The organism is Nonomuraea composti (assembly GCF_012034275.1).
Lineage (GTDB): Bacteria > Actinomycetota > Actinomycetes > Streptosporangiales > Streptosporangiaceae > Nonomuraea > Nonomuraea composti.
The window spans coordinates 38,749-60,490 of the sequence record NZ_JAATEP010000014.1 but is presented as its reverse complement, the minus strand read 5'-3'; the positions used below and the strand labels follow the sequence as shown (position 1 = coordinate 60,490).

The 21,742-nt window shown below is 68.8% G+C and carries 28 protein-coding genes and 1 tRNA gene; 19 read left to right on the top strand and 10 right to left on the bottom strand.

Features of this window, described 5'->3' with window-relative positions:
- Nucleotides 1-40 precede the first annotated feature (40 nt).
- From HCN51_RS20975 to HCN51_RS20965, 3 genes are read left to right on the top strand one after another with little or no spacing between them, the layout of a single operon-like run.
- Nucleotides 41-478: a MarR family transcriptional regulator gene (locus tag HCN51_RS20975; RefSeq protein ID WP_168011221.1), complete on the top strand. Its 438-nt coding sequence runs from the start codon at nt 41-43 to the stop codon at nt 476-478.
- Nucleotides 475-1,311 (top strand): alpha/beta fold hydrolase, encoded by an 837-nt coding sequence (locus HCN51_RS20970; RefSeq protein WP_168011220.1) that lies wholly within the window; start codon nt 475-477, stop codon nt 1,309-1,311. The genes HCN51_RS20975 and HCN51_RS20970 overlap by 4 nt, the downstream gene beginning before the upstream one ends.
- A gap of 55 nt (nt 1,312-1,366) precedes the next feature.
- The gene (locus HCN51_RS20965; protein ID WP_346433730.1) at nt 1,367-2,377 is read left to right on the top strand and encodes an endonuclease/exonuclease/phosphatase family protein; all 1,011 of its coding nucleotides are present in this window, start codon (nt 1,367-1,369) and stop codon (nt 2,375-2,377) included.
- Between the two features lie 141 nt (nt 2,378-2,518).
- Here HCN51_RS20965 and HCN51_RS20960 read toward each other — a convergent pair whose 3' ends face one another.
- Nucleotides 2,519-3,328 carry a helix-turn-helix domain-containing protein gene (locus HCN51_RS20960; RefSeq protein WP_168011218.1) on the bottom strand — a complete coding sequence of 270 codons (810 nt, stop codon included), beginning with the start codon at nt 3,326-3,328 and terminating at the stop codon, nt 2,519-2,521.
- A gap of 64 nt (nt 3,329-3,392) precedes the next feature.
- On the opposite strand from HCN51_RS20960, the gene HCN51_RS20955 reads away from it, so the two are divergent.
- The 6 genes from HCN51_RS20955 to HCN51_RS20930 all read left to right on the top strand — a co-directional run bounded on the left by HCN51_RS20955 (nt 3,393) and on the right by HCN51_RS20930 (nt 7,317).
- The gene (locus HCN51_RS20955; protein WP_168011217.1) at nt 3,393-3,803 is read left to right on the top strand and encodes a nuclear transport factor 2 family protein; all 411 of its coding nucleotides are present in this window, start codon (nt 3,393-3,395) and stop codon (nt 3,801-3,803) included.
- A gap of 35 nt (nt 3,804-3,838) precedes the next feature.
- Nucleotides 3,839-4,405: a helix-turn-helix domain-containing protein gene (locus tag HCN51_RS20950; RefSeq protein ID WP_168011216.1), complete on the top strand. Its 567-nt coding sequence runs from the start codon at nt 3,839-3,841 to the stop codon at nt 4,403-4,405.
- Nucleotides 4,402-5,466 carry an MFS transporter gene (locus tag HCN51_RS20945; protein WP_346433729.1) on the top strand — a complete coding sequence of 355 codons (1,065 nt, stop codon included), beginning with the start codon at nt 4,402-4,404 and terminating at the stop codon, nt 5,464-5,466. The genes HCN51_RS20950 and HCN51_RS20945 overlap by 4 nt, the downstream gene beginning before the upstream one ends.
- Before the next feature lie 10 nt (nt 5,467-5,476).
- The gene (locus tag HCN51_RS20940; RefSeq protein ID WP_168011214.1) at nt 5,477-6,280 is read left to right on the top strand and encodes a methyltransferase domain-containing protein; all 804 of its coding nucleotides are present in this window, start codon (nt 5,477-5,479) and stop codon (nt 6,278-6,280) included.
- A 28-nt stretch (nt 6,281-6,308) separates the two neighbouring features.
- Nucleotides 6,309-6,737, top strand: a complete 429-nt coding sequence (locus tag HCN51_RS20935) for a HEAT repeat domain-containing protein (protein ID WP_168011213.1) — start codon at nt 6,309-6,311, stop codon at nt 6,735-6,737.
- Nucleotides 6,738-6,855: 118 nt separating this feature from the next.
- Nucleotides 6,856-7,317, top strand: coding sequence for a PH domain-containing protein (locus tag HCN51_RS20930; RefSeq protein ID WP_168011212.1), 462 nt, complete (start codon nt 6,856-6,858; stop codon nt 7,315-7,317).
- Here HCN51_RS20930 and HCN51_RS20925 read toward each other — a convergent pair.
- On the bottom strand, nt 7,302-7,649 hold the full coding sequence (locus HCN51_RS20925) for a hypothetical protein (protein ID WP_168011211.1): 348 nt from the start codon (nt 7,647-7,649) through the stop codon (nt 7,302-7,304). The genes HCN51_RS20930 and HCN51_RS20925 overlap by 16 nt on opposite strands.
- 201 nt (nt 7,650-7,850) lie before the next feature.
- On the opposite strand from HCN51_RS20925, the gene HCN51_RS20920 reads away from it, so the two are divergent.
- On the top strand, nt 7,851-8,576 hold the full coding sequence (locus tag HCN51_RS20920) for a VOC family protein (RefSeq protein ID WP_168011210.1): 726 nt from the start codon (nt 7,851-7,853) through the stop codon (nt 8,574-8,576).
- A gap of 118 nt (nt 8,577-8,694) precedes the next feature.
- Here HCN51_RS20920 and HCN51_RS20915 read toward each other — a convergent pair whose 3' ends face one another.
- Nucleotides 8,695-8,973 (bottom strand): hypothetical protein, encoded by a 279-nt coding sequence (locus HCN51_RS20915; RefSeq protein ID WP_168011209.1) that lies wholly within the window; start codon nt 8,971-8,973, stop codon nt 8,695-8,697.
- A gap of 144 nt (nt 8,974-9,117) precedes the next feature.
- Here HCN51_RS20915 and HCN51_RS20910 point away from each other — a divergent pair, with 144 nt between their 5' ends.
- The gene (locus HCN51_RS20910; RefSeq protein WP_168011208.1) at nt 9,118-9,297 is read left to right on the top strand and encodes a glycine zipper domain-containing protein; all 180 of its coding nucleotides are present in this window, start codon (nt 9,118-9,120) and stop codon (nt 9,295-9,297) included.
- 103 nt (nt 9,298-9,400) lie between these two features.
- Here the strand turns inward: HCN51_RS20910 and HCN51_RS20905 are convergent, their stop codons facing one another.
- Together HCN51_RS20905 and HCN51_RS20900 are read right to left on the bottom strand one after the other, a co-directional pair.
- On the bottom strand, nt 9,401-9,829 hold the full coding sequence (locus HCN51_RS20905; protein ID WP_240973075.1) for a nuclear transport factor 2 family protein: 429 nt from the start codon (nt 9,827-9,829) through the stop codon (nt 9,401-9,403).
- A gap of 165 nt (nt 9,830-9,994) precedes the next feature.
- Nucleotides 9,995-10,573 carry an NUDIX domain-containing protein gene (locus tag HCN51_RS20900; RefSeq protein ID WP_168011207.1) on the bottom strand — a complete coding sequence of 193 codons (579 nt, stop codon included), beginning with the start codon at nt 10,571-10,573 and terminating at the stop codon, nt 9,995-9,997.
- Between the two features lie 408 nt (nt 10,574-10,981).
- On the opposite strand from HCN51_RS20900, the gene HCN51_RS20895 reads away from it, so the two are divergent.
- Both HCN51_RS20895 and HCN51_RS20890 read left to right on the top strand, forming a co-directional pair.
- The gene (locus tag HCN51_RS20895) at nt 10,982-11,326 is read left to right on the top strand and encodes a type II toxin-antitoxin system RelE/ParE family toxin (RefSeq protein WP_080043439.1); all 345 of its coding nucleotides are present in this window, start codon (nt 10,982-10,984) and stop codon (nt 11,324-11,326) included.
- A gap of 5 nt (nt 11,327-11,331) precedes the next feature.
- A complete protein-coding gene (locus HCN51_RS20890; RefSeq protein WP_186404603.1) occupies nt 11,332-11,631 on the top strand; it encodes a helix-turn-helix domain-containing protein in 300 nt (99 codons plus the stop codon).
- Nucleotides 11,632-12,004: 373 nt separating this feature from the next.
- Here HCN51_RS20890 and HCN51_RS20885 read toward each other — a convergent pair whose 3' ends face one another.
- A complete protein-coding gene (locus HCN51_RS20885; protein ID WP_206067374.1) occupies nt 12,005-13,225 on the bottom strand; it encodes a DUF4365 domain-containing protein in 1,221 nt (406 codons plus the stop codon).
- Nucleotides 13,226-13,735: 510 nt separating this feature from the next.
- On the opposite strand from HCN51_RS20885, the gene HCN51_RS20880 reads away from it, so the two are divergent.
- From HCN51_RS20880 to HCN51_RS20860, 5 genes are all read left to right on the top strand, one after another.
- Nucleotides 13,736-14,590 carry an MmyB family transcriptional regulator gene (locus HCN51_RS20880; RefSeq protein WP_168011206.1) on the top strand — a complete coding sequence of 285 codons (855 nt, stop codon included), beginning with the start codon at nt 13,736-13,738 and terminating at the stop codon, nt 14,588-14,590.
- 190 nt (nt 14,591-14,780) lie between these two features.
- On the top strand, nt 14,781-15,725 hold the full coding sequence (locus HCN51_RS20875) for an NADP-dependent oxidoreductase (RefSeq protein WP_168011205.1): 945 nt from the start codon (nt 14,781-14,783) through the stop codon (nt 15,723-15,725).
- A 22-nt stretch (nt 15,726-15,747) separates the two neighbouring features.
- A complete protein-coding gene (locus HCN51_RS20870; RefSeq protein ID WP_168011204.1) occupies nt 15,748-16,698 on the top strand; it encodes an alpha/beta hydrolase in 951 nt (316 codons plus the stop codon).
- Nucleotides 16,699-16,792: 94 nt separating this feature from the next.
- Complete coding sequence (locus HCN51_RS20865) at nt 16,793-17,293, top strand: cupin domain-containing protein (protein WP_168011203.1); 501 nt, start codon at nt 16,793-16,795, stop codon at nt 17,291-17,293.
- A gap of 252 nt (nt 17,294-17,545) precedes the next feature.
- Nucleotides 17,546-17,716 (top strand): hypothetical protein, encoded by a 171-nt coding sequence (locus HCN51_RS20860; protein ID WP_168011202.1) that lies wholly within the window; start codon nt 17,546-17,548, stop codon nt 17,714-17,716.
- Nucleotides 17,717-17,841: 125 nt separating this feature from the next.
- Here HCN51_RS20860 and HCN51_RS20855 read toward each other — a convergent pair whose 3' ends face one another.
- From HCN51_RS20855 to HCN51_RS20840, 4 genes are all read right to left on the bottom strand, one after another.
- Entirely contained in the window at nt 17,842-18,174 is a 333-nt protein-coding gene (locus HCN51_RS20855) for a helix-turn-helix domain-containing protein (protein ID WP_346433728.1), read from the bottom strand.
- A gap of 4 nt (nt 18,175-18,178) precedes the next feature.
- Entirely contained in the window at nt 18,179-18,553 is a 375-nt protein-coding gene (locus HCN51_RS20850) for a type II toxin-antitoxin system RelE/ParE family toxin (RefSeq protein ID WP_206067371.1), read from the bottom strand.
- 305 nt (nt 18,554-18,858) lie between these two features.
- Nucleotides 18,859-20,151: an SNIPE associated domain-containing protein gene (locus HCN51_RS62330; RefSeq protein WP_346433727.1), complete on the bottom strand. Its 1,293-nt coding sequence runs from the start codon at nt 20,149-20,151 to the stop codon at nt 18,859-18,861.
- Nucleotides 20,152-20,871: 720 nt separating this feature from the next.
- A tRNA-Gly gene (locus HCN51_RS20840) sits at nt 20,872-20,945 on the bottom strand.
- Between the two features lie 100 nt (nt 20,946-21,045).
- On the opposite strand from HCN51_RS20840, the gene dcd reads away from it, so the two are divergent.
- Entirely contained in the window at nt 21,046-21,621 is a 576-nt protein-coding gene (gene dcd / locus HCN51_RS20835) for a dCTP deaminase (protein ID WP_080047311.1), read from the top strand.
- The last annotated feature ends 121 nt before the right edge of the window (nt 21,622-21,742 follow it).

The window sequence follows — 21,742 nt, the reverse complement described above, 5'->3', positions numbered from 1 at the left end:
GTAACTTGCCTTGGCTAAGTTAGAATGTTAAGTTGCGGGCGTGGATCGCAACCTGAGCCTCGACCTCCATGTGCTGACCGCCCGCCTCGACCGGGCGGCCGACCGGATCCTGCGGGCCGAGCACAACCTGTCCTACAGCCGCTACCTGGCCCTCGTGCTGGTGGGCGAGCTGGGCGCCTCGACGCAGCGCACCCTCGCCGAATACCTCGGCGTGACCGAGCCGTCGGTGAGCCGCATGACAGGTGTGCTGGCGGCCGACGGCCTCCTCGACGTGCGGCCCGACCCGGCCGGAGGCAACCGCAGGCGGCTGAGCCTCACCGACCAGGGCAAGCGGCTGGTCGCCTCGATCCAGGAGGGGTTCGAGGGGCGGCTGGCCGAGCTGGTCGCGCGCAGCGGCATCCCCTACGACGAGTACGCCGAGCACACGGCCCGACTGCTGGCCACCTTCGACCAATGGGAGCAGGAGAAGACGACATGAGCCACCCCCCGTCCTTACGTGAGCGCGCGATCACCTCCGCCGACGGCACGACGATCGCCTACCGGACCACCGGCGACGGCCCCGGCCTCATCCTGGTGGGCGGCACGCTGCGCACCTGCGACGACTACCTGCCGCTGGCCCACGGGCTGGCGGGCTCGTTCACCGTCCACGTCGTCGAGCGGCGCGGGCGCGGCGCCAGCGGCCCCCAGGGCCCGCACTACACCCTGGCCAACGAGGTCGAGGACGTCCTCGCCGTGCAGGCGGAGACCGGGGCGCGGCTCGCGTTCGGGCACAGCTACGGCGGGCTGGCCCTGCTGGAGACGGCGCGCACGCACCCGGTGTTCGAGCGGATCGTGGCGTGGGAGCCGGGGGTGCCCGTCGCGCCCGTCCCGACCGGGTGGATCCCGCGCTACCGCGAACTGCTGGCCGTCGGCGACCCTTACGGCGCGTTCGCCTGCTTCATCCGCGGCTCCGGCGGCGCTCCCGCCTTCATGACCAAGGTGCCCGGCTGGTACCTGCGGCTGGTGCTGCGCATGGCCTTCCACGGCGAGACGTGGCGGCGGATGCTGCCCCTGCTGGAGTGCAACGCGGCCGAGCACGAGCAGATCGCCGCCCAGCACGGCCGGCTCGCCGGGTTCGCGGACGTGTCCGCCACGGTGCTGCTGCTCTGCGGCGGGCGGTCCAAAGCCGCGCACCGGGCCGAGTTCGCGACGCTGAGCGAGGTCCTGCCGCACGCCACCCTCGAAACCCTGCCCGGCCTCAACCACCTGAGCCCGTCGGAGCGCAAGGCGGCGCCGGCCATCGCCGGGCGAGCTCTGCGGTTCTTCCTGTGACGGCCTGATGCGATCATCGAGTCGATTCGGGTCAGGGGCAGGAGCGGGGGTGCACGTGGGCGACGACCCTGGCGCAGGTGAAGGGCGGGCCGTGCGCGGCCGGATCCTCGTCCTGGCCGCCGTGCTGGTGGCCGGCCTCCTGGCGTTCCACTCCGCCGTCCCCAACGTCGTCGGCAACCTCGGCAGCCTGCTGGAGACGTTCCTCCCCTGGCTCGGCCTGGTGGTGGCGGCGCTGCTCGTCCTGGCGCTGTGGCGGCGCGCGCCCGCCGCGATCATCGCGGCGGCCCTTCCGGCGGTGGTCTGGGGCGCGATGTTCGGCGGGTCCGTGTTCGGCGGGTCCGTGTTCGGCGGGTCCGTGTTCGGCGGGTCCGTGTTCGGCGGGTCCGCGAGCGTCGCCGGCCTGGCGCCCGTCCTGACGGTGCTCCAGCACAACGTCGCCGACGACAATCCCGATCCAGCCGGTACGGCGCGCGCCCTCGCCGCGGCAGGAGCCGACCTCGTCGCCCTTGAGGAGCTGACCCCGGAGGCGCTGCCCGTCTACGAGGCCGCCCTCGCGCCCAAGCACCCGTACCACGTCGTCGCCGGCACGGTCGGGCTCTGGTCCCGGCATCCCCTCGCCGACGGCCGTCCCGTGGACATCAAGCCCAAGGGCATCACCGACGACTGGAACCGCGGGCTGCGCACCACCGTCCGCACCCCGTACGGTGAAATAGCGGCATATGTCGCCCACCTCCCCTCGGTCCGCATCCGCCCCCAGGACGGCTTCGGCACCGCCTGGCGCGACGAGAGCGCCGTCGCGCTCGGCGCCGCAATCGCCGCGGAGCGGATGGAGCGGATCGTCCTGCTGGGCGATCTCAACGGCACCCTGCACGACCGCGGCCTGTCCCCGCTCACCTCCCGCCTGACCCCGGCGCGGGCCGGGTTCGACTTCACGTGGCCAGCCGCCTTCCCGCTCGCCCGGATCGACCACGTCATGGCCCGCGGCGCGACCCCGTACGACACCTGGGCCCTGCCCGCGACCGGCAGCGACCACCTCCCGACCGCGGCCCGCCTGCGGCTCGGATGAGCCCAATCACCACGCCCACGCGAGACCGTCCCCTCACCACGCCCACGCGAGACCGTCCCCTCACCACGCCCACGCGAGACCGTCCCCTCACCACGCCCACGCGAGACCGTCCCCTCACCACGCCCACGCGAGGCCGTCCCCTCACCCCGCCCACGCGAGGCCGTCCACGGCCAGCCACGGCTGGCCCACCGCGGTCGCGGGCGTCATCGCCGTGAACGCCACGAAGTCCCGGTGCAGGTGCGACTGGTCGACGTACCCGGTGTCGGCGGCCACCCCGGCCGCGCCCTCGCCGGCGGCCAGGCGGTGGGCGGCGTGGTCGAAGCGGACCAGCCGCGCGGCCCGCTTGGGCGCGAGCCCGATCTGGGACAGGAACCGCGACCACAGCCGCTTGCGGCTCCACCCGACCTCCGCCGCCAGCGCCTCCACCCGCGTCCGGCCCCGGCTGCGCACGATCCGGCCCCACACCCAGGCCACCTCAGGGTCCACGCCCGGCCCCGCCTGCGCCTTGCGTGCCACCAGGGCCTCCGTCAGCGCGAAGCGGTCGTGCCAGGAGGTGGTGTCGCCGAGCCGCTGCCGCAGCCGGGCCGCGTCCCGCCCCCACAGGTCGTCGAGAGGGAGCACGGTCCGGTCCAGCGCCGCCGGGGAGGCGCCCAGCACGGCCCGCGCGACCAGCGGCGACAGGCGTACCTGCACACATTCCACACCGGCGCCGCGCACGCGGAGATCGCGGTGCAGGAACCCGGCCACCAGGTCGCCCCGCCGCTGCCGCCCGGTGGCGCGGTCCACGACGAGCGGCCCGTTCCCGAACTCCAGCACCAGCGTGAGCGCCGGATGCGGCACCACCCGCACATCGACGGACCCCGCGCTGCGGAACCCGGCCATGCGCACGCCCGCCACCCGGCCCGGCCCCGGGGGCCTGACGACCTCCCACCCCGCCACGGCGGATCGCATGACCCCATGCTAAAAGGAACATTTCTCCAAGACGCGGGCGCGCGGCGGCGGCGACGGTCGGGTCATGAGCCTCGACATCATCCAGAACGCGCTCCAGGCGCTCGCCAGCAACGACCCCGACCGCGTCGCCGCCGTGCTCACCGAGGACGCCGAATGGCTCTCGCCGCCGGGCAACGCCACCGCCGCCGCCCTCGGCGCGCCCCATCACATGGTGGGCAGGAAGGCGATCGTCCGCTTCTTCACCGAGGACTTCCCCCGCCTCTTCGCCCGCGACGTCGCCCTGTCCGTGCACGGGTTCCACACCGACGGCGTGCGGGCGACCACGGAGGCGACCCTGTCGGCGACGCTCGCCGACGGCACCCCTTACAGCAACGACTACTGCTTCGTCTTCGAGCTCCGGGGCGAGCTGATCCACCGGGTCCGCGAGTACGTGGACACGGCCCGCGGCCACCGCCTGGTCTTCGGCCGGACGTAGTTACACAAGAGTTCTTGTGCATCTACGCTGAGACCATGCCGACCGACCGCTCCAGGCGCGAGATCCGCGACTCCAAGGTGCTCGCCGCCATGTCCCACCCGCTGCGCCGGCGCCTGCTCGACATCCTGCGCGTCGACGGCCCCGCGACGGCCTCCGCCCTGTCGGCCAAGACCGGCCAGGCCGTCGGCAACATCAGCCACCACCTCAAGGTCCTCGCCGCGAGCGAGCTGGTGGAGGAGGTGCCGGAGCTGGCCCGCGACCGCCGCGAGCGCTGGTGGCGCCGGTCGCCGGGCGTCCTGAGCTGGTCGCCCGCGGACTTCCCCGACGACCCCGTGGCGGCGGCCGCCGAGTCGCTGCTGCTCGACCGGCAGGCCGGCCTGGTCAGGCAGTGGTTCGCCGAGCGGGAGAGCTATCCGGAGGAGTGGCGGCGGGCGGCGTTCACGGCCGACCGCTGGGCGCGGCTGTCGGTCGCCGAGCTGGCCGAGCTGGAGGAGCGGATCCTCGCCCTGCTGGCGCCGCTGGCCGACCGCGAGGTGCCCGACGACGGGCAGGAGCGCCGGCTCGTCTTCCTGTCCGTACGCGCCGTACCGGGCAGCCCGTGACCCCGGCACCGCCGGTCACACGTCGCTCTCGGCTGCCGCGGGACTTCCGGCTCTTGTGGGCCGGTGAGACGGCCAGCATGCTCGGCGGCTCCGTCGCCGCCGTGGCGCTCCCGCTGGTCGCCGTGGTGACGCTGCGGGCCGGCACCCTCGCCGTCGGCCTGCTGACCGCGGCCGCCTGGCTGCCCTGGCTGGTGATCGGCCTGCCCGCCGGCGCGTGGGTGGACCGCCTGCGCAAGCGGCCGGTGATGCTGGCGTGCGACGTCGTCTCGATGGCGGTGTTCGCGAGCGTGCCGGTCGCGGCGTGGCTCGGCGGGCTCACGATGGCGCACCTGCTCGTGGTGGCCACGGCCGGCGGGGCGGCGAAGGTGTTCTTCACGCTCGCCTACCGGGCGTACCTGCCCATCCTGGTGGGCGGCGATCGGCTTCTGGACGCCAACACCAAGCTCCAGTGCAGCGAGTCGGCGGCGCAGATCGCCGGTCCCGGCCTGGCGGGCCTGCTCGCGCAGGCGTTCGGAGCGGTGAGCGGCGTCCTGGCCGACGCGGTCAGCTTCGGCGTCTCCGCCCTGTGCCTGCGCTCCGTCCGTACGCGCGAGCCCCGGCCCCCCGCCCCGGCCGAGCGGCGGCTGCTCAAGGAGATCCTGGACGGGGTGCGGTTCGTCGTCCCCGACCCGTACCTGCGCCCGCTCACCCTCTTCAGCGCCCTGTCGAACGTCGCCCTGATGGGCTACCACTCGATCCAGGTCGTGTTCCTCGCCAGGGAGCTCGGCGCCGGCGCGGGCGTCGTCGCCTCGAACATCCTGACCAGCACCTTCCGCCAGCGTTACTGCCCGCCCGAGCTGTTCGCCCGGATCACCGCGGGCACGTCGGCGCTCAACTACGGCGCCGTCCCCCTCGGCGGGCTGCTCGGCGGCACGCTGGGCGAGGCGCTCGGCGTCCGGGAGACCATGTGGCTGATGGCCTGCGTCCAGCTCGGCGCCCTCGTCGTCCTCCTGCTCAGCCCCATCCGCCGCGCACGCGACTTCCCTTTTATCCGCTCGCCCCGCCCGACACCGGACAAATAGAGTGCCCACCGTGACGGACGAGGTCTACCGCTACAACATGGAGCGCTGGGAAGCCCTGGTCGAGGCCGACGCGCTGTTCACCCGCCCGATGCTCGACCTCGACGCGGAGCGGGCCCGCGCCTACCTGGGGCTGGAACGCCTGGGCGTCCCCGGCGACCTGACCGGCCGCAGGGTGCTCTGCCTGGCGAGCGGCGGCGGGCAGCAGTCCGTGGCGTTCGCGCTGCTCGGAGCCGACGTGACGGTCTTCGACATCTCCCCGGGGCAGCTGGAACGCGACCGCCTGGCCGCCGAGCACCACGGCGTCGACCTGCGCACCGTCCAGGGGGACATGCGCGACCTGTCGGCGTTCGACGAGTCGTCGTTCGAGCTCGTCTGGCACCCGTACTCACTGACCTTCGTCCCCGACTCCCGCGTCGTCTTCCGCCAGGTCGCCCGGGTCGTCGAGCCGGGCGGCCACTACTACCTGATGTGCGCCAACCCGTTCTTCTCCGGCCTCACCCACCACGCGTGGAACGGCGAGGGCTACACGCTCACGCAGCCCTACACGGACGAGACCACCACCTCCTACCCCGACCAGGACTGGGTCTACGACCGCCACCCGTCCGGCCACCACATCCAGGAGCCCAGGGAATACCGGCAGACGCTCAGCCGGATCGTCAACGGCCTCATCGGCGAAGGCTTCCTCCTGACCCATCTGTCCGAAGTCCGCGGCGACTACCCGGACGCGGAGCCGGGCAGCTGGGCGCATTTCACAGGGGTGGCTCCGCCGTGGCTGGAATTCGTCTGGCACTACCGTCCCGGCCTTCTGCGCTAACGCGGGGCTGGCTCGTCCCCGCCTTACCGTGCCGCAATCACCCTGCGAAGGGCTGGACGAGGAGACGAACGCGACGCTCGCCGCCGACCCTTCCCCGAACGTCCGCGCCGGCCTGGCGGCCCACACCGACGCCCCGGCCGTCCTCGCCACCCTGCTCACCGACCCCGACCCCAGGGTCCGCGCCCGCGCCACCGAGAACCCGCGCACCACCCTCGACCAGTGCCGCCTGCTCGCCAACGACCGATTGGCCGTCGTCCGCGCCTCCGCCGTCCAGTCGGACCGGCTCCCCCTCGACGAGCTGCACCGCCTCGCCCACGACCGCTCGATTCACGTGCGATGGTGGCTGGCCACCTCGTCCACCACCCCGGACGCCGTCCTGCGGGTGCTCGCCGAAGACCCTCGGCTCGACGTGGCCGACCAGGCCCTGGCGAACCTCGCGAGTCGGGGAACGCCTTAGACCTGCCGGACGCTGCTCAGGCAGAGGAACGACTGACGCCTGCCGGACGTTGCTCAGGCAGGTGACGCCGTCCCCGGGCGCCTTCGTCCCACCGGCGAGGTGATGTGCGATGCGGTGCGTGTGGCGAGTCGGGAGAGCCGGCCGGGTCGCGGCCGCTCTGGGAAGCGTCGCGTTCGCGGGCCTGCTGGCCTGGATCGCCGTCATGATGACGAACGTGATCGCGCGCGGCGGCTCAGCGGCCCTCGTCGGCGTCCTCGTGCTCACCGTCCTGACGCTCCTCCTCGGGGCGGCGGCGGTACGCTGCTGGCTTCTCGGCGTACGACCGGCCATCACCCTCACCCACGACCAGGTGATCGTGCGCAACCCCTTCTCGGCCCACCACCTGCGGCTCACGGACATCGCCACCATCTCGGCGACCCCCGGCGGCATCCGCTTCCTCCGCACCGACGGCACCACTACCGTGGCGTGGGCCGTCCAGAGATCCACGCTGGCGCGCTTGCTGGGCCGCCGCACCCGGGCCGACCTGGTGGTCGAGCAGCTTCGGCAGGCGTTGCCGGCAGGGCGCTACTTCCACAGGTAGTCGTAGCGCGGCGCGGCCGGCGCGATGACCACCTCACCGTCGCGCACCTGCCATTCGAACTGGCCGTCCGTCTCGTGGAAGGCGAGGAAGAGCCCGCAGACCCGGTCACCGTCCGCGTCGGCGGGCACCGCCGCGATCCTCCGCAGCTGATCGAGCAGGTCGTCCACGTCACTCACCCGCACGGCCCTGGCGTAACAGGCGGCGTCGAGCCAGCCGCCCGCGGGAAAGGCCCACCCCTCGGCGTCCCGCTCCCGGATCACCCGCTCCGCCTCGGCCCGCTGCCCGTGACCGTGGAACTCCAGCCAGCCCCGTACATAAACCCAGGTCCCCATGACGCCATGATCCCGCCTCCCGAGGAGCGCCCTGCCCTGCCCCGATCACCGGGAAAACCTGTGGAGGATCGGGACCGAACCTGCCAGCATGATCGGCACTGCCCTGCTTCCCCCGGCGGCCCGCAAGCGAGCGAGCACCCACGCCGGAGCACCGAACAGCAGACAAGGCAGGACAAGACAGGACAGGAGGTGCGGAGCGGAGTGACTTCTCGCCTTGTCGCGCTCTGTTTCGACGCGCACGACCCGCAGGGCCTGGCCCGCTTCTGGGCAGGCGTCCTCGGCTGGGATCTCGCGGACGATCCCCACGACGGCTTCACGCTCCTGCCGAACGACGACACGGGCTTCCGGATCCGGTTCCTGCCGTCGCAGGAGCCGAAGCTCGGCCCGAACCAGATGCACTTCGACCTGACGAGCACGTCCCTTGAGGACCAGCGGCAGACGGTCGCGCGGGCGCTCGCGCTCGGCGCCCGCCACCTCGACATCGGCCAGGGCCCGGACGCCGAGCACGTCGTGCTCGCCGACCCGGAGGGCAACGAGTTCTGCGTCATCGAGCCGGGCAACAAGTTCCTGGCCGAGTGCGGGTTCATCGGGGCGCTCGCGTCCGACGGCTCGCAGGCGGTCGGCTACTTCTGGAGCAAGGCGCTGAACTGGCCGCTGGTGTGGGATCAGGACGAGGAGACCGCGATCCGCTCACCGCACGGCGGCCCGAAAATCACCTGGGGCGGCCCGCCGCTGGAGCCGAAGCTGGGCAAGAAGTACCGCCTGCACTTCGACCTCGCCCCGCCGGCCGGCGAGGATCAGCAGGCGGAGGTGGACCGGCTCATCTCCTTGGGCGCGACGCGCGTCGACATCGGCCAGGGGGACGTCGAGTGGGTGGTCATGGCCGACCCGGACGGCCACGAGTTCTGCGTCCTGCCCCCGCAGTGAGGCTCGGGCGCTACCCCTCGAAGAGCCGCCAGAGCAGAGCACAGCCGCCCGTCCCGGACGATGCGACAAAGGACTTTCTCGCTGACGGCCTTCTCAGGCACCGCCCCTCCTCCTCACATCACTGCTCGGGCCGCCGCCGACGCAGGACCGCCAGCAGGATTCCGACCGGCGTCACCATCGCGATCAGCATCATGAAGAACAGCGCATCGATGCGGATGTCCATCTGGGGCTGATAGGTCATCATGTACCACTCTTCCAGCGCGGCGAGAAACCAGATCGCCGCCGACAGCAGCAGGTAGAAGGACCGAAGCCGGGTACGGCGCAGAACCACGGACAGCACCACGAAGACCATTCCGCCCAGCGCCAGGAGCAAGGGCTGGTAGAGCATCCCGATCATGCAGCCATCTCCAGGTCTCGTATGCGATCACGAGCAATCACCGGAAGCCGCCGAGCGGGCGCTCCCTGCACATGACATCAGTCATACGCCACCGGTGACTACGACCTCTACAGCCGCACCCTGCTCACCCGTCATCGTTGACCCATGGCGTGCAAGAAGAACTCCTCGACCCCCAACTGGACCCTCGGCATGGCCTGCGCCCTGCCCATCGGCATCGCCGTCGGCACGGCGTCCGACAGCCTCCCGCTCGGCATCGCCCTGGCGCTCTCCCTGGGCGTGGCACTGGCCCACGGGATGACAAAGAAGCCGGGGAACGAAAGCTGACATCCGGTCCAGTTTGAACGGGCGGCGCCGCCCACCCAGCCGCCGAGGCGGACGGCGCCGAAGGCCGGCCCCACCCCGGCTGCCGGGCGGACGGCGCCGGAGGTCAGCCCCGCTTGGCCACGGGCCAGCCATGCCCCCAGCCGCCCTGCACCATCGTCTGGAACGCCCACCCGTCCTCGGTCCGTACGAGCAGGTCGACGTAGGACATGCTCTCGGTGCGGCCATCGACCGTCATGGTCGCGTCGGTCTCGACGACGACCAGGTTCTCGCTCACGAAGTGCGGCGTCCGCACCGACTTCAGGTCGAGCCCCGCCGTGCCACCCCCCATGGCCTGCCCCATCGCCTCGACGTACTCCTCCCGCGTCCACTGCCGCACGGCAGCGCGCCCTCCCGGCACGTCGGTGGCCAGGTTCATCGGAAAGACCGCCAGGTCGGCAAGCTGCTCGATCGCCCCCTGCTCGGCCAGCGCGTCGTACTCCGCGAACCACGCCTCAACGCTCTTCAGATCCTCGTCGCTCGGCTGATACCCCAAGACCCCTCCCTCTCTCATCATGACCGTACACCGTACCGTACGTCATACGGCTGACGAGCGCAACGCAGCAGCCGATCCAGGCCGTCACCGGCGGAAAGCCGTCGACCTCGCACTCCCCCAAAGACATGGGCCGCTTCCAACACCCGCAGCCCCCGCCCTCGCCTGCTACAACCCGCTCATGAGCTTCCGGACGAACCGATGCATGTGCGGATCAAGAACCTCGATGGGCTCTTCGAGGATCTGCCGCGGAGCGAGCCATCGAACCCCGGCGAACTCCCGCCGGTCGTAAGAAACGACCGTGTCGAGTTCCAGCACGTACCAGAGGGAAACATCAGTGTGCGCCCCCTCACCCCGAGTCCGCGCACAGGTGACGAAGAAGGGCCGCTCCCCGGCAATCCGGCCGGCCACAGCGGTGGCGTGCAACTCCTCCTGGCACTCACGGACCACGGTCTCCCAGGGGTCCTCCCCCGGCTCCACGTGCCCACCGCTCGGCAACCACAACCCCGCCTTCCGGTGCGCGACGAGCAGCAGCTCACCGCCCCGGTTGCGCGCCACGAAGTAACTCACCAGGTGAGGATCGGGGACATCAGGCTTCCTGGTCCGATAGAGCGGCGCCCCACTGGAGATCCAGCTCAACACCTCAGCCTGCTGCCCGGCCTCCGTGCCGTCCCACGGCTCGACGCCCCGGACAAGCCGCATCAGGTACGCACGGGAGTCGGTGCTCGATGAGCCGTCGGCCAGCATAGAAAGAACCTACCGAGGCGGGACACCCAGAGCGGTGACAAGCCGTTTCGCGACGGGCCGTGCACGAGAACGGCATACGTTTCGCGTCCAGGCGGATCGTGGGCCCTCCCCACCCCGCCCAGGCTATTACCGCCACTGGCACTATCTGCGGCGACGCAGAGCCACTCAGGCGAGCCAGACGATGGCGGGCAGGAGGATCAGCAGAACGGCCAGGTCATCATCGCTCCATGGCTGGGCCACAGGATCGGCCGATCCACCATCTGCCATCGACCCGATGGAAGGGGGAACCCGCCAAGCTCAAGGGACGGTGACGTCCGAACGTACATCGCTCACGGTCCATGTGGTGCGTACCAGGGCAATTTCACTTCTCGAAGACCTGGCTCTTGCCCGCGCTATAACGTCCATGTTATGAACTGGGGAGAGGTGGAGCTGGAACCAGAGGTTGATGAGTGGTTTGACACGCTCGATCAGGAAGACCAGGAAACTGCGGCGTTCTACATCGACCTACTGGCCGCGCGAGGCGTCCTGCTCGACGAGCCTTACACTCGTCAGCTCTGCGGCAAGCTTCGGGAGTTGCGGTTTCACCTTCACCGAGAGGCGGTTCGGATGACCTACTGGATCGCTCCGGGGCGACGGATCATCATGCTGACGGTGTTCCGCAAGCAGCGGATGCGCGAGACCGCTGAGATCGATCGTGCGTGGCGGGTCATGCAGCGGTGTATCGCTGAGGCCCATACCACTGATGAGGGGTGAGCAGAGTGAGCGAGCGCAGGACTTGGGCTGACAGGAAGTCCGAAATCATGAGTCGCCCTGGTGCCGGAGCAGCCTACGATGCGGCCAGAATCCGTTTCGAGCTGGGTGAGGCCGTGAGACTGCGGCGTGAGCAACTGGGTCTGACCCAAGCCCAACTGGCAGAGCGCACTGGGCTGAAGCAGCCGGCAGTCGCAAGGTTCGAGGCAGGGGGCACCATGCCGACCATCCCCATGCTGGAGCGCCTGGCAGAAGCCTTGGAGATGCGGCTCAACGTCGAGTTCCAACCGCTGCGGGAGGCCAGCTGATCACCCTCGAAAGCGGTGCCGACGGCCAATACCTGGCTGTCGGCACTGCGTCGTTCATCGTATTGAACACAAGATCGAGGGCGGATCCCGGAACGGTCGAACCCTGAGAGCTGGTGACTGCGATCGGACCCGCGCTCCCAGCTTGGCATCGTCATGGCCTATCGGCAGGCCGAACAAGGCATATGTCAATAGGGCAACCGCGAGCCCCTTGACTTCCCGCTGATCACCCTGCGAACGGGCCCGCGATGCGCGCGAGCTTGGCGAAGCGTCACGCACGCTTGCTTACCTCCCTTTCGTGCGCTTCACCAACTTGAGCTTGCGACGCCCGAGAGGCCGGGGACCGACAATTCCGGACAACCTCGAATAACGTGAGTCAGAGCTCGGGAATACGCCATAGGATTCGGATCTGCTGGTCAGGAGAGAGAGACGGGCCGCCGACGTAGATGCGATGAATGAGATAGAGGATCGCCAGCCGCAATGCCTTCGGCTCGATGTCGTCCATCGTTGTCACCGTCGCTCGGCTCAGCTTGTTCACCTGACTGACGATGCTTGGGTCAGATTCAAGAGGACCGAGCTCAGCGACGATATCCGGATCGAGCTCACCTTCCTCACGCATGGCCAGGATCGAGCGCTGCATCAGGTCAGGCTCAGCTTCGATTCGGTCGAGAACGCGGGCAAGGACGTATTCATGAAGCACATCCGCCGCAATGTCAGCATGCTCCTCGCCCGTACAGCTCGGGCATCCCTCGCATTCAGCGAGGTCGTCCTCAGGTCCTTCATCAGCCTGCTCAGTGGAGATGAAACAAGATATCGCCCACATGACTTCGGATTGGCTCAGCTCCAGATCTTCGGCGGCCCAGAGGCCGTCGGCGGCGGATGCGCTGTCCCTTTCATCCTCCGAAACCACCCGCTGCGATCGCAGCAGGGACTCCAGGCTGACGAGAACCGGCTCCCAGCCTTGGGTGCTGAGCAGCAACGTCGCCACCGTGTCTCCCGGCCGCTTCCAGAAAATAAGATCCTCGTCGTCGCCGTTGACGAAGTGCAGAACGTGATCCCCTGGATCGAACTCAACCCCCGACATCTCGCCCAGATGGGTCAGGACGGCTTGTCGACCTCGGTAACGCCCGACGTAGCGGCGGGCCTGAGCCACGAAGGATGCCATGGTGCTGCCATCCAGCACCGCGTTCGGACTAACGCCGATGAATCGAGGTGGATGAAGCGAACCAGACTGGCGTAGCTGCTGGGTGCCATTTGCCCAGTGCAGCCTCTTGGCGTCCGGGTCGTACACTACACAGTAGACAGGAATGTTTCCGTTCGCCCAGGTATCAACATGCCGGCCGACAGGCACCGCGTAGCCGTTTCCTCGGCGCCAGCTGTCCCCTCCCTTGACTTGCACCTTGATCGTGTCGCTTGTGACCCTTCCGTCGTGGGTGAAGGTGACGTATAGATCCTCACCGAAGTCGTTCTGGCCGGAAATCTCTTGAACGATGTGATCATGCTCTTCGAACAGAGTGCGCAGCGCATTCACAGCGGCCTGCCCCACACGCCGCCCTTTCGGTATCCTCGGCATATCCATTCCCTGAAAATACTCCACCGGTATGGGCCACGGCCCGGTGTTTGTCCTCAACCACCCTGCCTGTGCGCAGCGTCGCTCTCGATACCTACGAAGCTATTCGACAGTGTCGTGTGGATGCGTCGGCGAGTGCAGAGAAGTGGATGCCATGACAACATCAGACCAGAGGATTTCCATCGATGAGTACAGGGCCCGATCGACTACGAGCAGCAGACCGTCGATGAAGTGCTGCTCGCCGTATGAGCGCCCACGACCATGCCTTCGTCGTCAAGGCCTCCGTTCCATTCTCGCCTCCTGTGACCGCGACAGCGTGGTTGCGCACCAGGACTACGTGATCATGTCGTCGCCGCCCCGGGTGGCGCTGCGCGGCGGCGGGGTCACGCGGCTGGAGTTGGACGACGTTCGGCTGGAGAGCGGGGCAGGTGAGCATCCGCGGCAAGAGCCGCCGGAGGGACGTGTTGCCGATGCCGGGCGGTGCCGGTGCGGCCGCCCCCGTTATGTGCTGCTGGACGGTCCGGGCACTATTGGGCTGTGGAACGTCACGAGTTTGGTGTCGCGGTGCGCCGGTTGCGGGAGAGTACGGCGCCCGCGGCTGTCGGGCTGCCGGTCGGCCGTCGGCGGGTGCGGGGGTTGCGGCGGGAGGAGCTCGGCGAGCTCGCGGGGATGTCCGCGGACTACGTGCGCCGGCTGGAGCAGGGGCGCAGCCATCCGTCGGCCGGGGTGGTGAACGCCATCGCCCGGGCGTTGCGGGTCGGGCGGGCGGACTACGAGCGGCTCTGCGCGCTGGCCGGGTACGCCGCCGCGGACGGGCGGGTGCCGAACGACGTCGGCCCGGGTGCGATGCGGCTGCTGGAGCGGTTCACGGACACTCCGATGTTCGTCTCCGACGCGGCGATGAATCTCGTGGCCGTGAACAGTGCGTTCATGGCTCTGGGGCATTGGCAGCTCACCGGGGACCCGTGGGAGTGGAACATCGCGTGGCGGACGTTTTGCGACCCGTTCGATGGTTTCAAGCAGTCTGCGGGTGACGCGACCGACCATCAGGCGGTGCTGGTCGCCCGCCTGACGAGCGCGCTGTTGCGCTACCCCGCCGACGCGTCGCTCGCCGCGCTGGTGGACGAGATGCGGAGCCGGAGCCGCCTGTTCGACACCTTGTGGCGCGCGCCGCGTCCGGTGGCGGCCTATGAGAGCAGTGCCGCGTTCATTCATCCGGACGGCGACTCCGTGACGCTCGTCGGCAGCCTGCTCGCCATTCCGGGCGACGATCTGGCGGCTCTGATGCTGACCGCGGCGCCGGGCTCGGCCGATGCGGCGCGCCTGGCGGAGATCGTCTCCGACGGCGGGGAGCCGGCCATCATCAAGGTGGGCCGGCCTGGCCCAGGTTAACCGCGGCGGAACCTGCGAGATTGAGTGACGTCTCCAGCAAGCGCTGACCCAGTGGCTGCCTCCGGGCAGCTTCGGTGACGCGGGGCTGGACGCCTTCGCAACTCGGAGCAGCAGGTCGCAGGGGCACCTCTGCGCCGGACTCGCTTCGAGTTCGAAGCACTTGACGGCACTCTAAGAGGCAGGTTCTGCGATGAAGTCAGTCCGTTTTCACGAGTTCGGCGGTCCTGAGGTCCTGCGGTACGAGGACGTGGCCCAGCCCACCCCCGGAGCCGGCCAGGTCCGGATTCGCGTCGCCGCGACCTCGTTCAACGGCGTCGACGGCAACATCCGCGCGGGCTACATGCAGGCTCCGATCCCGGTCGAGCTGCCCCACACTCCCGGCATCGACGTCGCCGGCACGGTCGACGCGCTCGGTGACGGCGTGGACGACGTCGCGGTCGGCGACCGGGTCGTCGGCCTCCTGCCGATGACGGGACCCGGCGCGGCCGCGGAGTATGTGATCGCCCCGGCGGAGATCCTCACGGGGGCGCCCAAGAGCGTCCCGCTGGCCGACGCGGCGGCGTTGCCGCTGGTGGGTCTGACCGCGTGGCAGGCGCTGTTCGACCACGGCAAGCTGACCGCCGGTCAGCGGGTGCTGATCAACGGCGCCGGCGGCGCGGTCGGCGGGTACGCGGTGCAGCTGGCCAAGGAGGTCGGTGCCCACGTGATCGCCACGGCGAGTCCCCGTAGCGCCGAGCGGGTCAAGGCTGCCGGCGCCGACGAGGTGATCGACCACACCACCACCGACGTGACCGCCGCGGTGACCGAGCCGGTCGACCTCGTACTCAACCTGGCGCCGGTCGCCCCGGAACGGCTGGCCGCGCTGGTCACGCTGGTCCGTGACGGCGGCGCCCTCGTCAACACCACCGTCTGGATGCCCGCCCCTTCCGACGAGGAGCGCCGTGTGCGGGGCATCGACGTGTTCGTGCGCAGCGACGCCGACCAGCTCGCCGACCTGGTCGCTCGGGTCAGCACCGGCGAGTTGCGCGTCGACGTCGCCCAGCGGGTGGCGCTGGCCGACCTGCCCGAGCTTCACGCCCAGGCCGGCGCGGGCGAGCTGCCGGGCAAGACCGTCGTCCTCGCGCCCTCGGCCTGACACACTCACAGGAGGAGCAGTCATGTCTTTGTCCTTGGATCCCGAGATCGCCGAGGCGCTGGCCCCGATGGCCGAGGCGATGGCCGAGGTCACGCGACCCGAAGTGGGCGACGTCGAGGGGCGTCGCGCCTTCTGGGAGCCGATCATCGGTGCCGCGAGCAACGCCCAGCCCATGCCGGCCGACGTCACGACGACCGACCACACGGTGCCCGCCGCCGATGGCGCGCAGATCAAAGTGCGCTGGTACGTCAAGGACGGCGCGACGCCGGGCTCGGCCGTGGTCTTCTTCCACGGCGGCGGATACATCTTCGGCCACATCGACCTGTTCGACGGCCCGGTTGCCCGTTACGTGGCGGCCTCAGGCGTGCCGATGTTGTCGGTGGAGTATCGCCGCGCGCCCGAGTTCCCGTTTCCGACACCGCTGGAGGACGCCTACGCCGCGCTGCGCTGGCTGCACGACCGCGCTCCCGAGCTGGGCGTCGACCGCGACCGGATCGCGGTGATGGGCGACAGCGCCGGCGGCGGCATGGCGGCGGCGCTGGCCATCCTGACCCGCGAGCGCGGCGGCCCGGAGATCGCCCACCAGATCCTCATCATGCCGATGCTCGACGACCGCCCCGCCGCACCCGACCCCCACATCGAGCCGTACGCGTTGTGGTCCTACGACGACAGCCGCACCGCCTGGCCGGCGCTGCTCGGCGAGGCTGCCGGCGGCCCCGGCGTCCCGCCCACCGCCGCCCCGGCCCGGCTTCAAGACGCCACCGGCCTCCCCCCTGCCTACATCGAGGTGGGCCAGCTCGACATCTTCCGCGACGAGGACCTCGCCTACGCGGCCAAACTCGGCCGCGCGGGCGTCCCGGTCGAGTTTCACCTGCATCCCGGAGCCCCGCACGAGTTCGACTCGATCGCCTTCAAGGCCGACGTCGCCCAACGTGCCACCGCCGACCGCGTCCGCGTCCTCAAATCCCTGTAGAACCGCCCATGAAGACCCGCTGGACCTCCACCACCGACGCATCGTCGTCCAGCCGACGGAACCAACCGACCGCACACCCCAGGAGACGATCACGATGATTCCCGACGACGATCCCGCCCGCTCGCTGACCGTGGCGAACCCCGACGACCCCGCCACCACCTACATCTCCCTGGTGGGCAACACCTACGCCATGCTGATCACCGGCGAGCAGACCAACGGCGCGTACTGCCTGATCGACATGCGCGTGCCCGACGGCGGCGGCCCGCCACCGCACCGGCACGACTTCGAGGAGATGTTCACGATCCTCGAAGGCGAGATCGAATTCACCTTCCGCGGCGAGAAGCACACCGTGCTGGCCGGATCCACCATCAACATCCCGGCCAACGCGCCGCACAACTTCCGCAACGTCTCGGGCGCACCGGCCCGCATGCTCTGCATGTGCACGCCGGCCGGGCAGGACGAGTACTTCATGCGCATCGGCGACGTCGTGGCGGGCGCGGACGCGCCGCCGCCGCAGCTGTCCCCGGACGACCTCGCGGAACGCCGCCGCCGCGCGGCGGAGCTGGCCCCGCTCTACCGCAGCGAATTCCTGTGACGCCTGCTCACGGTCTTACCGGTGTTCGAGCCGGTCAATTGGATGGTGGCGCGTCCGTCCCCTCCGCAACGTCCGCCAGGGCAGGGCAGTGCGTTCCGCGACGCTGGAATACCTCGACTGGTACGACCAGCACGCCTCAACACCGGCTGCGGTCACCGGCCGCCCCCGAAGTTCGCAGCCATCTACTACGGTCACAACTACACCCCCGTCGCAACAGCAGAAACTCAGTAGGCAGCCGTCCATCAAACCTGGATGGGTTCGACCGTCGAGGTGGCGGCGGACGGGCAGGGCGGCAGTACGGCACGGGTCACGTACCAACTGACCGCACTCACACCAGAAGGCGAGGGACCGCTACGTGAATTCGCCGAGAACTACCAGGACTTCTTGCGGTCGTGGGAAGCGGACATCGCCCACCACCTCTGAACCCGTACGCCGACTCCGGTTCTGGTGTCTTGATCGCTTCCGGCCAATCCCATCAAAAGGCGCCACACCGGTGGGCGATCACGCCCATTGTGGAACTTCGGCCAATGGAGCCGATCCTGGTCTCCTCACGCGGCGGTGATGGCCCGAAACTCCACCGGCGCGGAAACGTCACCATGCATCACCACATCAATTTCCAACGCCGCCGCCAACCGCACCATCAGCGGAATCGTCGGCAGGTGCGCGCCACCCTCCAAGCGGGACACCTGCGGCTGTGTCATGCCTGCCCGCTCGGCGAGCTCTGTCTGAGACAGGCCGAGCTCGACGCGGCGGCGGTATACGGCTGCGCCGAGCTCCTGCCCCAATCGCGCCTCCTCCACCATCGCGGCGTACTCAGGATCAACCTCCCCACCAGCAAGCCGCTTGGCCTTGACCGTCTTCCACTTGCTGTGCCCGGCCACGTCTTCAGCCCCTTCCCTCATAGATCCAGTGCGCGGCGCCGTGCTCCAAGCCGCCGGCCATGCATTCAGCCATCGCCTTGCGGGCGCGCTCCACATCGCGCGGCTGTCTGTCTCGCGTCTTGTAGAAAGCAGTCAGCAACACCGCCCGGCGCCCCTCGGCCAGCCAGTAGGTAAGGCGCACCGAGTGGTGTGCGATATCGAAGCGCAGCTCCCACAACCCATCACCCAGGTCGCGAGCATGACCGTACGGCATCCGGTCGCCGAACTGAGCGAGCCGTTCGACAGCGGCCTCGACAGCAGCGTGATCCCGGTCGGACAACGTGTCCAGCCAAGCCTCCACCGCCGGCTCCAGCTCGATGTCGTACAGCTCCTCGCCCATGCAACGGATTATATATGCCATGCTTTGCATGGCCTGACTGCTGCCGGGCGTGACAGCCATGCGAATCGTCGTTGCCGATACGCCGCTCCCGCCCGTGGTTGCGGCCAGCCCACAGCAGAGGGGCAGATAGCTGGGAACGGTCTCGAGCAAGCTTGGATGCTGGCGTTGGGGTGGGCCTGGTAGTGGCGGGGGCGAGTGTGGGGCTCTTCAAGGCACCTGTAGCCGATCCATGTGGCCGTCGAGTCGTTCCATGGACCAGGCAAGCGTTCGTTCGTTCGACTCATGACATGAGCTCGTCCTGGCCACTAGAGCGTTCCAGCCGCTTCCAACGACTGCCGCCACTCCAAAGCTTCTGCCGTGTCACGGTATTCCAGGAGATGCTGACCAGCGATCTCCTGCAGGAGATCGCGAATCTCTGCCGGGGTCACGCGGAAGAACTCGCGCCGCAGGTTGACCTTGTTGAGGCGACGATCGTTGAGCTCCGCGTGCAAACGGCCCTCCAGCCCAACAGCGTCTTCGCTGAAGATGAGGGCGTGCGTGTCGAACTTGAACGGCACCGACGCATCGCCCAGTTCTCGTACGCGGTCCTCCGGTTCCAGCCGGCGGGTCATACCGATCTTCACCACGTCGTCGCCGAACGCGCCGATGTTGGAGATGACGTACACGTACCCGGCCCGGATATTCGCTTCGCGCGCCTCAACGTCGGCGACTGCCGCGCCGAGCTCTTCCAGCTTGGTTTTGAGCTCGTCCACGCTCTCAGCAGGTGCGGTGCTGTTCTTCAGCAGTACGGACAGCGCTGCCCGGTAGTGCGCCTCTTCTTTGCGCAAGCGCGCCTTCTCCCGCTCGAACTCCCGGCGCGCAGCCTCCTCTTCACGTTGCTGCTCCCGCTGGGCCCGGATGAGTTCCTTCTCTTCCTCCTGCTTGGCCAGATGGTCAGCGGTCAGCTCCAGCTCGTGAATTCTCGTGCGGTGGTACTCAGGGTGAACATGGATGTCCATCGTGCGCCCAAGCCGCACGATGGTGTCCACCACTTTCTCCAGCCGTTCGATCGCCGACTGAAGCTTGTACGGTCGCATCGTGCGTACACAGTTGTCCGCCTCAGCGTTGTAGGCACGCAGCATCAGCTTGGAGAAGTCGCGCACCATTCTGCGGCCCTCGACTTCGGATCCGTTGACCCGCCAGCCGGTCGAGCCCACTACAGCTCGCCCCTCTCTGGCCATCTCTTTGATACGGGCCTTCACCTCAGCGAGTTGCTCCTTGTACGCCACCGCATCGCTCAGCGGATGCCGGTACTCATAGACACTCACTTCCTGGAGCAAGGCGGTCTCCTCCGTCTGCACGATCCGTTGCTCCAGCTCACGCAGTCGGCGGGTGGCAGCGTCTATGGCCGAGCGTAAGCCCTCGTGCTCCTGGTGCAACGCCTCGGTCATCGCCGCGATCCGCATGGCGTCCATTCCGCCCAGTCGTTCGACCCACTCGCGTAGTTGCGCGTTCTCCTCGTCCAGGTGTTTCTTGGCGCCACTGAACAACCCACCGCTCTTTCGATCCTGCCGGCGCGGCGCCACTGGTGCTGCGGAGGCCGGCAGGTCCTCGGGCACCCAGAACCGCCAGCCTGGAGGGGCCGGCGGCCACGACGGATCCGGTCGCCAGCCCTGCGGAGGCTTCCATCCGAGAGGTGGAACGGGCCAGCCGGGGGGAGGGTTGAACCGGGTCGAAGTCATGAGCGCTCCTCGCGAAATGTCCTACACAGAAGAGATAGCCGTGAGCGCCCCATTAGTTACATGAAGTGAACAGTCGCGCCCGCTCTGGAAGCTTCCGCTCCAGCCAGCTTCGGCGCTCAGGCCGTCATCCCGGAGCCGAGGCGCCCTCGCCGAAGAAGCATTCTTTGCCCGGGTCCGGCGCTCCGGCCTTGCGGGCGATGATGAAGCCTGCTGTGGTGTCCCATGGGTTTTTGCTGAGCAAATGTTCGCGTCGGCCTTCCCGGCCGCGGCCCAGGCGAGATCGACCGCGGGTGTGTACCGCGGCCGGGTTTGATGGAAGCCATGGTGTGCAGGAATCTTCATGGTGAAAAACGACTGGCTCACCGGTCCGTCCGGTCGGGGTGCTCGAGGGGCGGTAGCCCCTCGATCCATGGCGAAGCCCCGGAAGGAACAGCCCGAGCCGAAGGCGAGGACCGTTTGGGGCGGGGTCCCAACGGTCAACCCGGTAAATGGGCAACGGGTGGGTGCTTTTCGGGGGTCGAAGGGGGCGGAGCCCCCTGGGAGGCGCTGTCTGGAGGCCAGATGCGCGAAGCGCCCCCGAGTGGAAGGCGATGCATTTGGAGCGGGTGACGGGAATCGAACCCGCGCTGTCAGCTTGGGAAGCTGATGTTCTGCCATTGAACTACACCCGCGCACGCCCCGAAGGCTGCGTCCCCCACTGTAGCGGAAACTTGGCCCACAACAGCAATCCCAGCCCCACACTCTTCGGGCCAGAACGGTAAGTTGCTCACCGTGTTGCTATCTGACCGTGACATCCTCGCTGCGATCGACGCCGGCCGGCTGGGCATCGACCCGTTCGACCCCGAGATGATCCAGCCGTCCAGCATCGACGTGCGGCTCGACCGGTTCTTCCGGGTGTTTGAGAATCATCGGTATCCGCACATCGATCCGTCCGAAGAGCAGCCGGATCTCACGCGGATGGTGGAGCCTCAGGGGGAGGAGCCGTTCATCCTGCATCCGGGTGAGTTCGTGCTGGCTTCCACGTACGAGGTCGTCAGCCTGCCCGATGATCTGGCGTCGCGGCTGGAGGGGAAGAGCTCGCTGGGGCGGCTGGGGTTGTTGACGCATTCGACGGCGGGGTTCATCGATCCGGGGTTCAGCGGGCATGTGACGCTGGAGTTGTCGAACGTGGCGACCCTGCCGATCAAGTTGTGGCCCGGGATGAAGATCGGGCAGCTGTGCGTGTTCAGGCTCAGCTCGCCTGCCGAGCATCCGTACGGGTCCAGCAAGTACGGGTCCCGCTATCAGGGGCAGCGGGGGCCGACGCCGTCGCGGTCGTTCCGGAACTTCCACCGGACGAAGATCTGAAAGAGGACGGTGATCCGAAGGAGGCGGAGGTCCAAGGAGGAGGTGGAGATCCGCGCGAGGTAGAGGGTCCCATGAGGTAGCGGTCGCGTGAGGCAGCAAACTGAGCGAGGTGGAGGCTGAG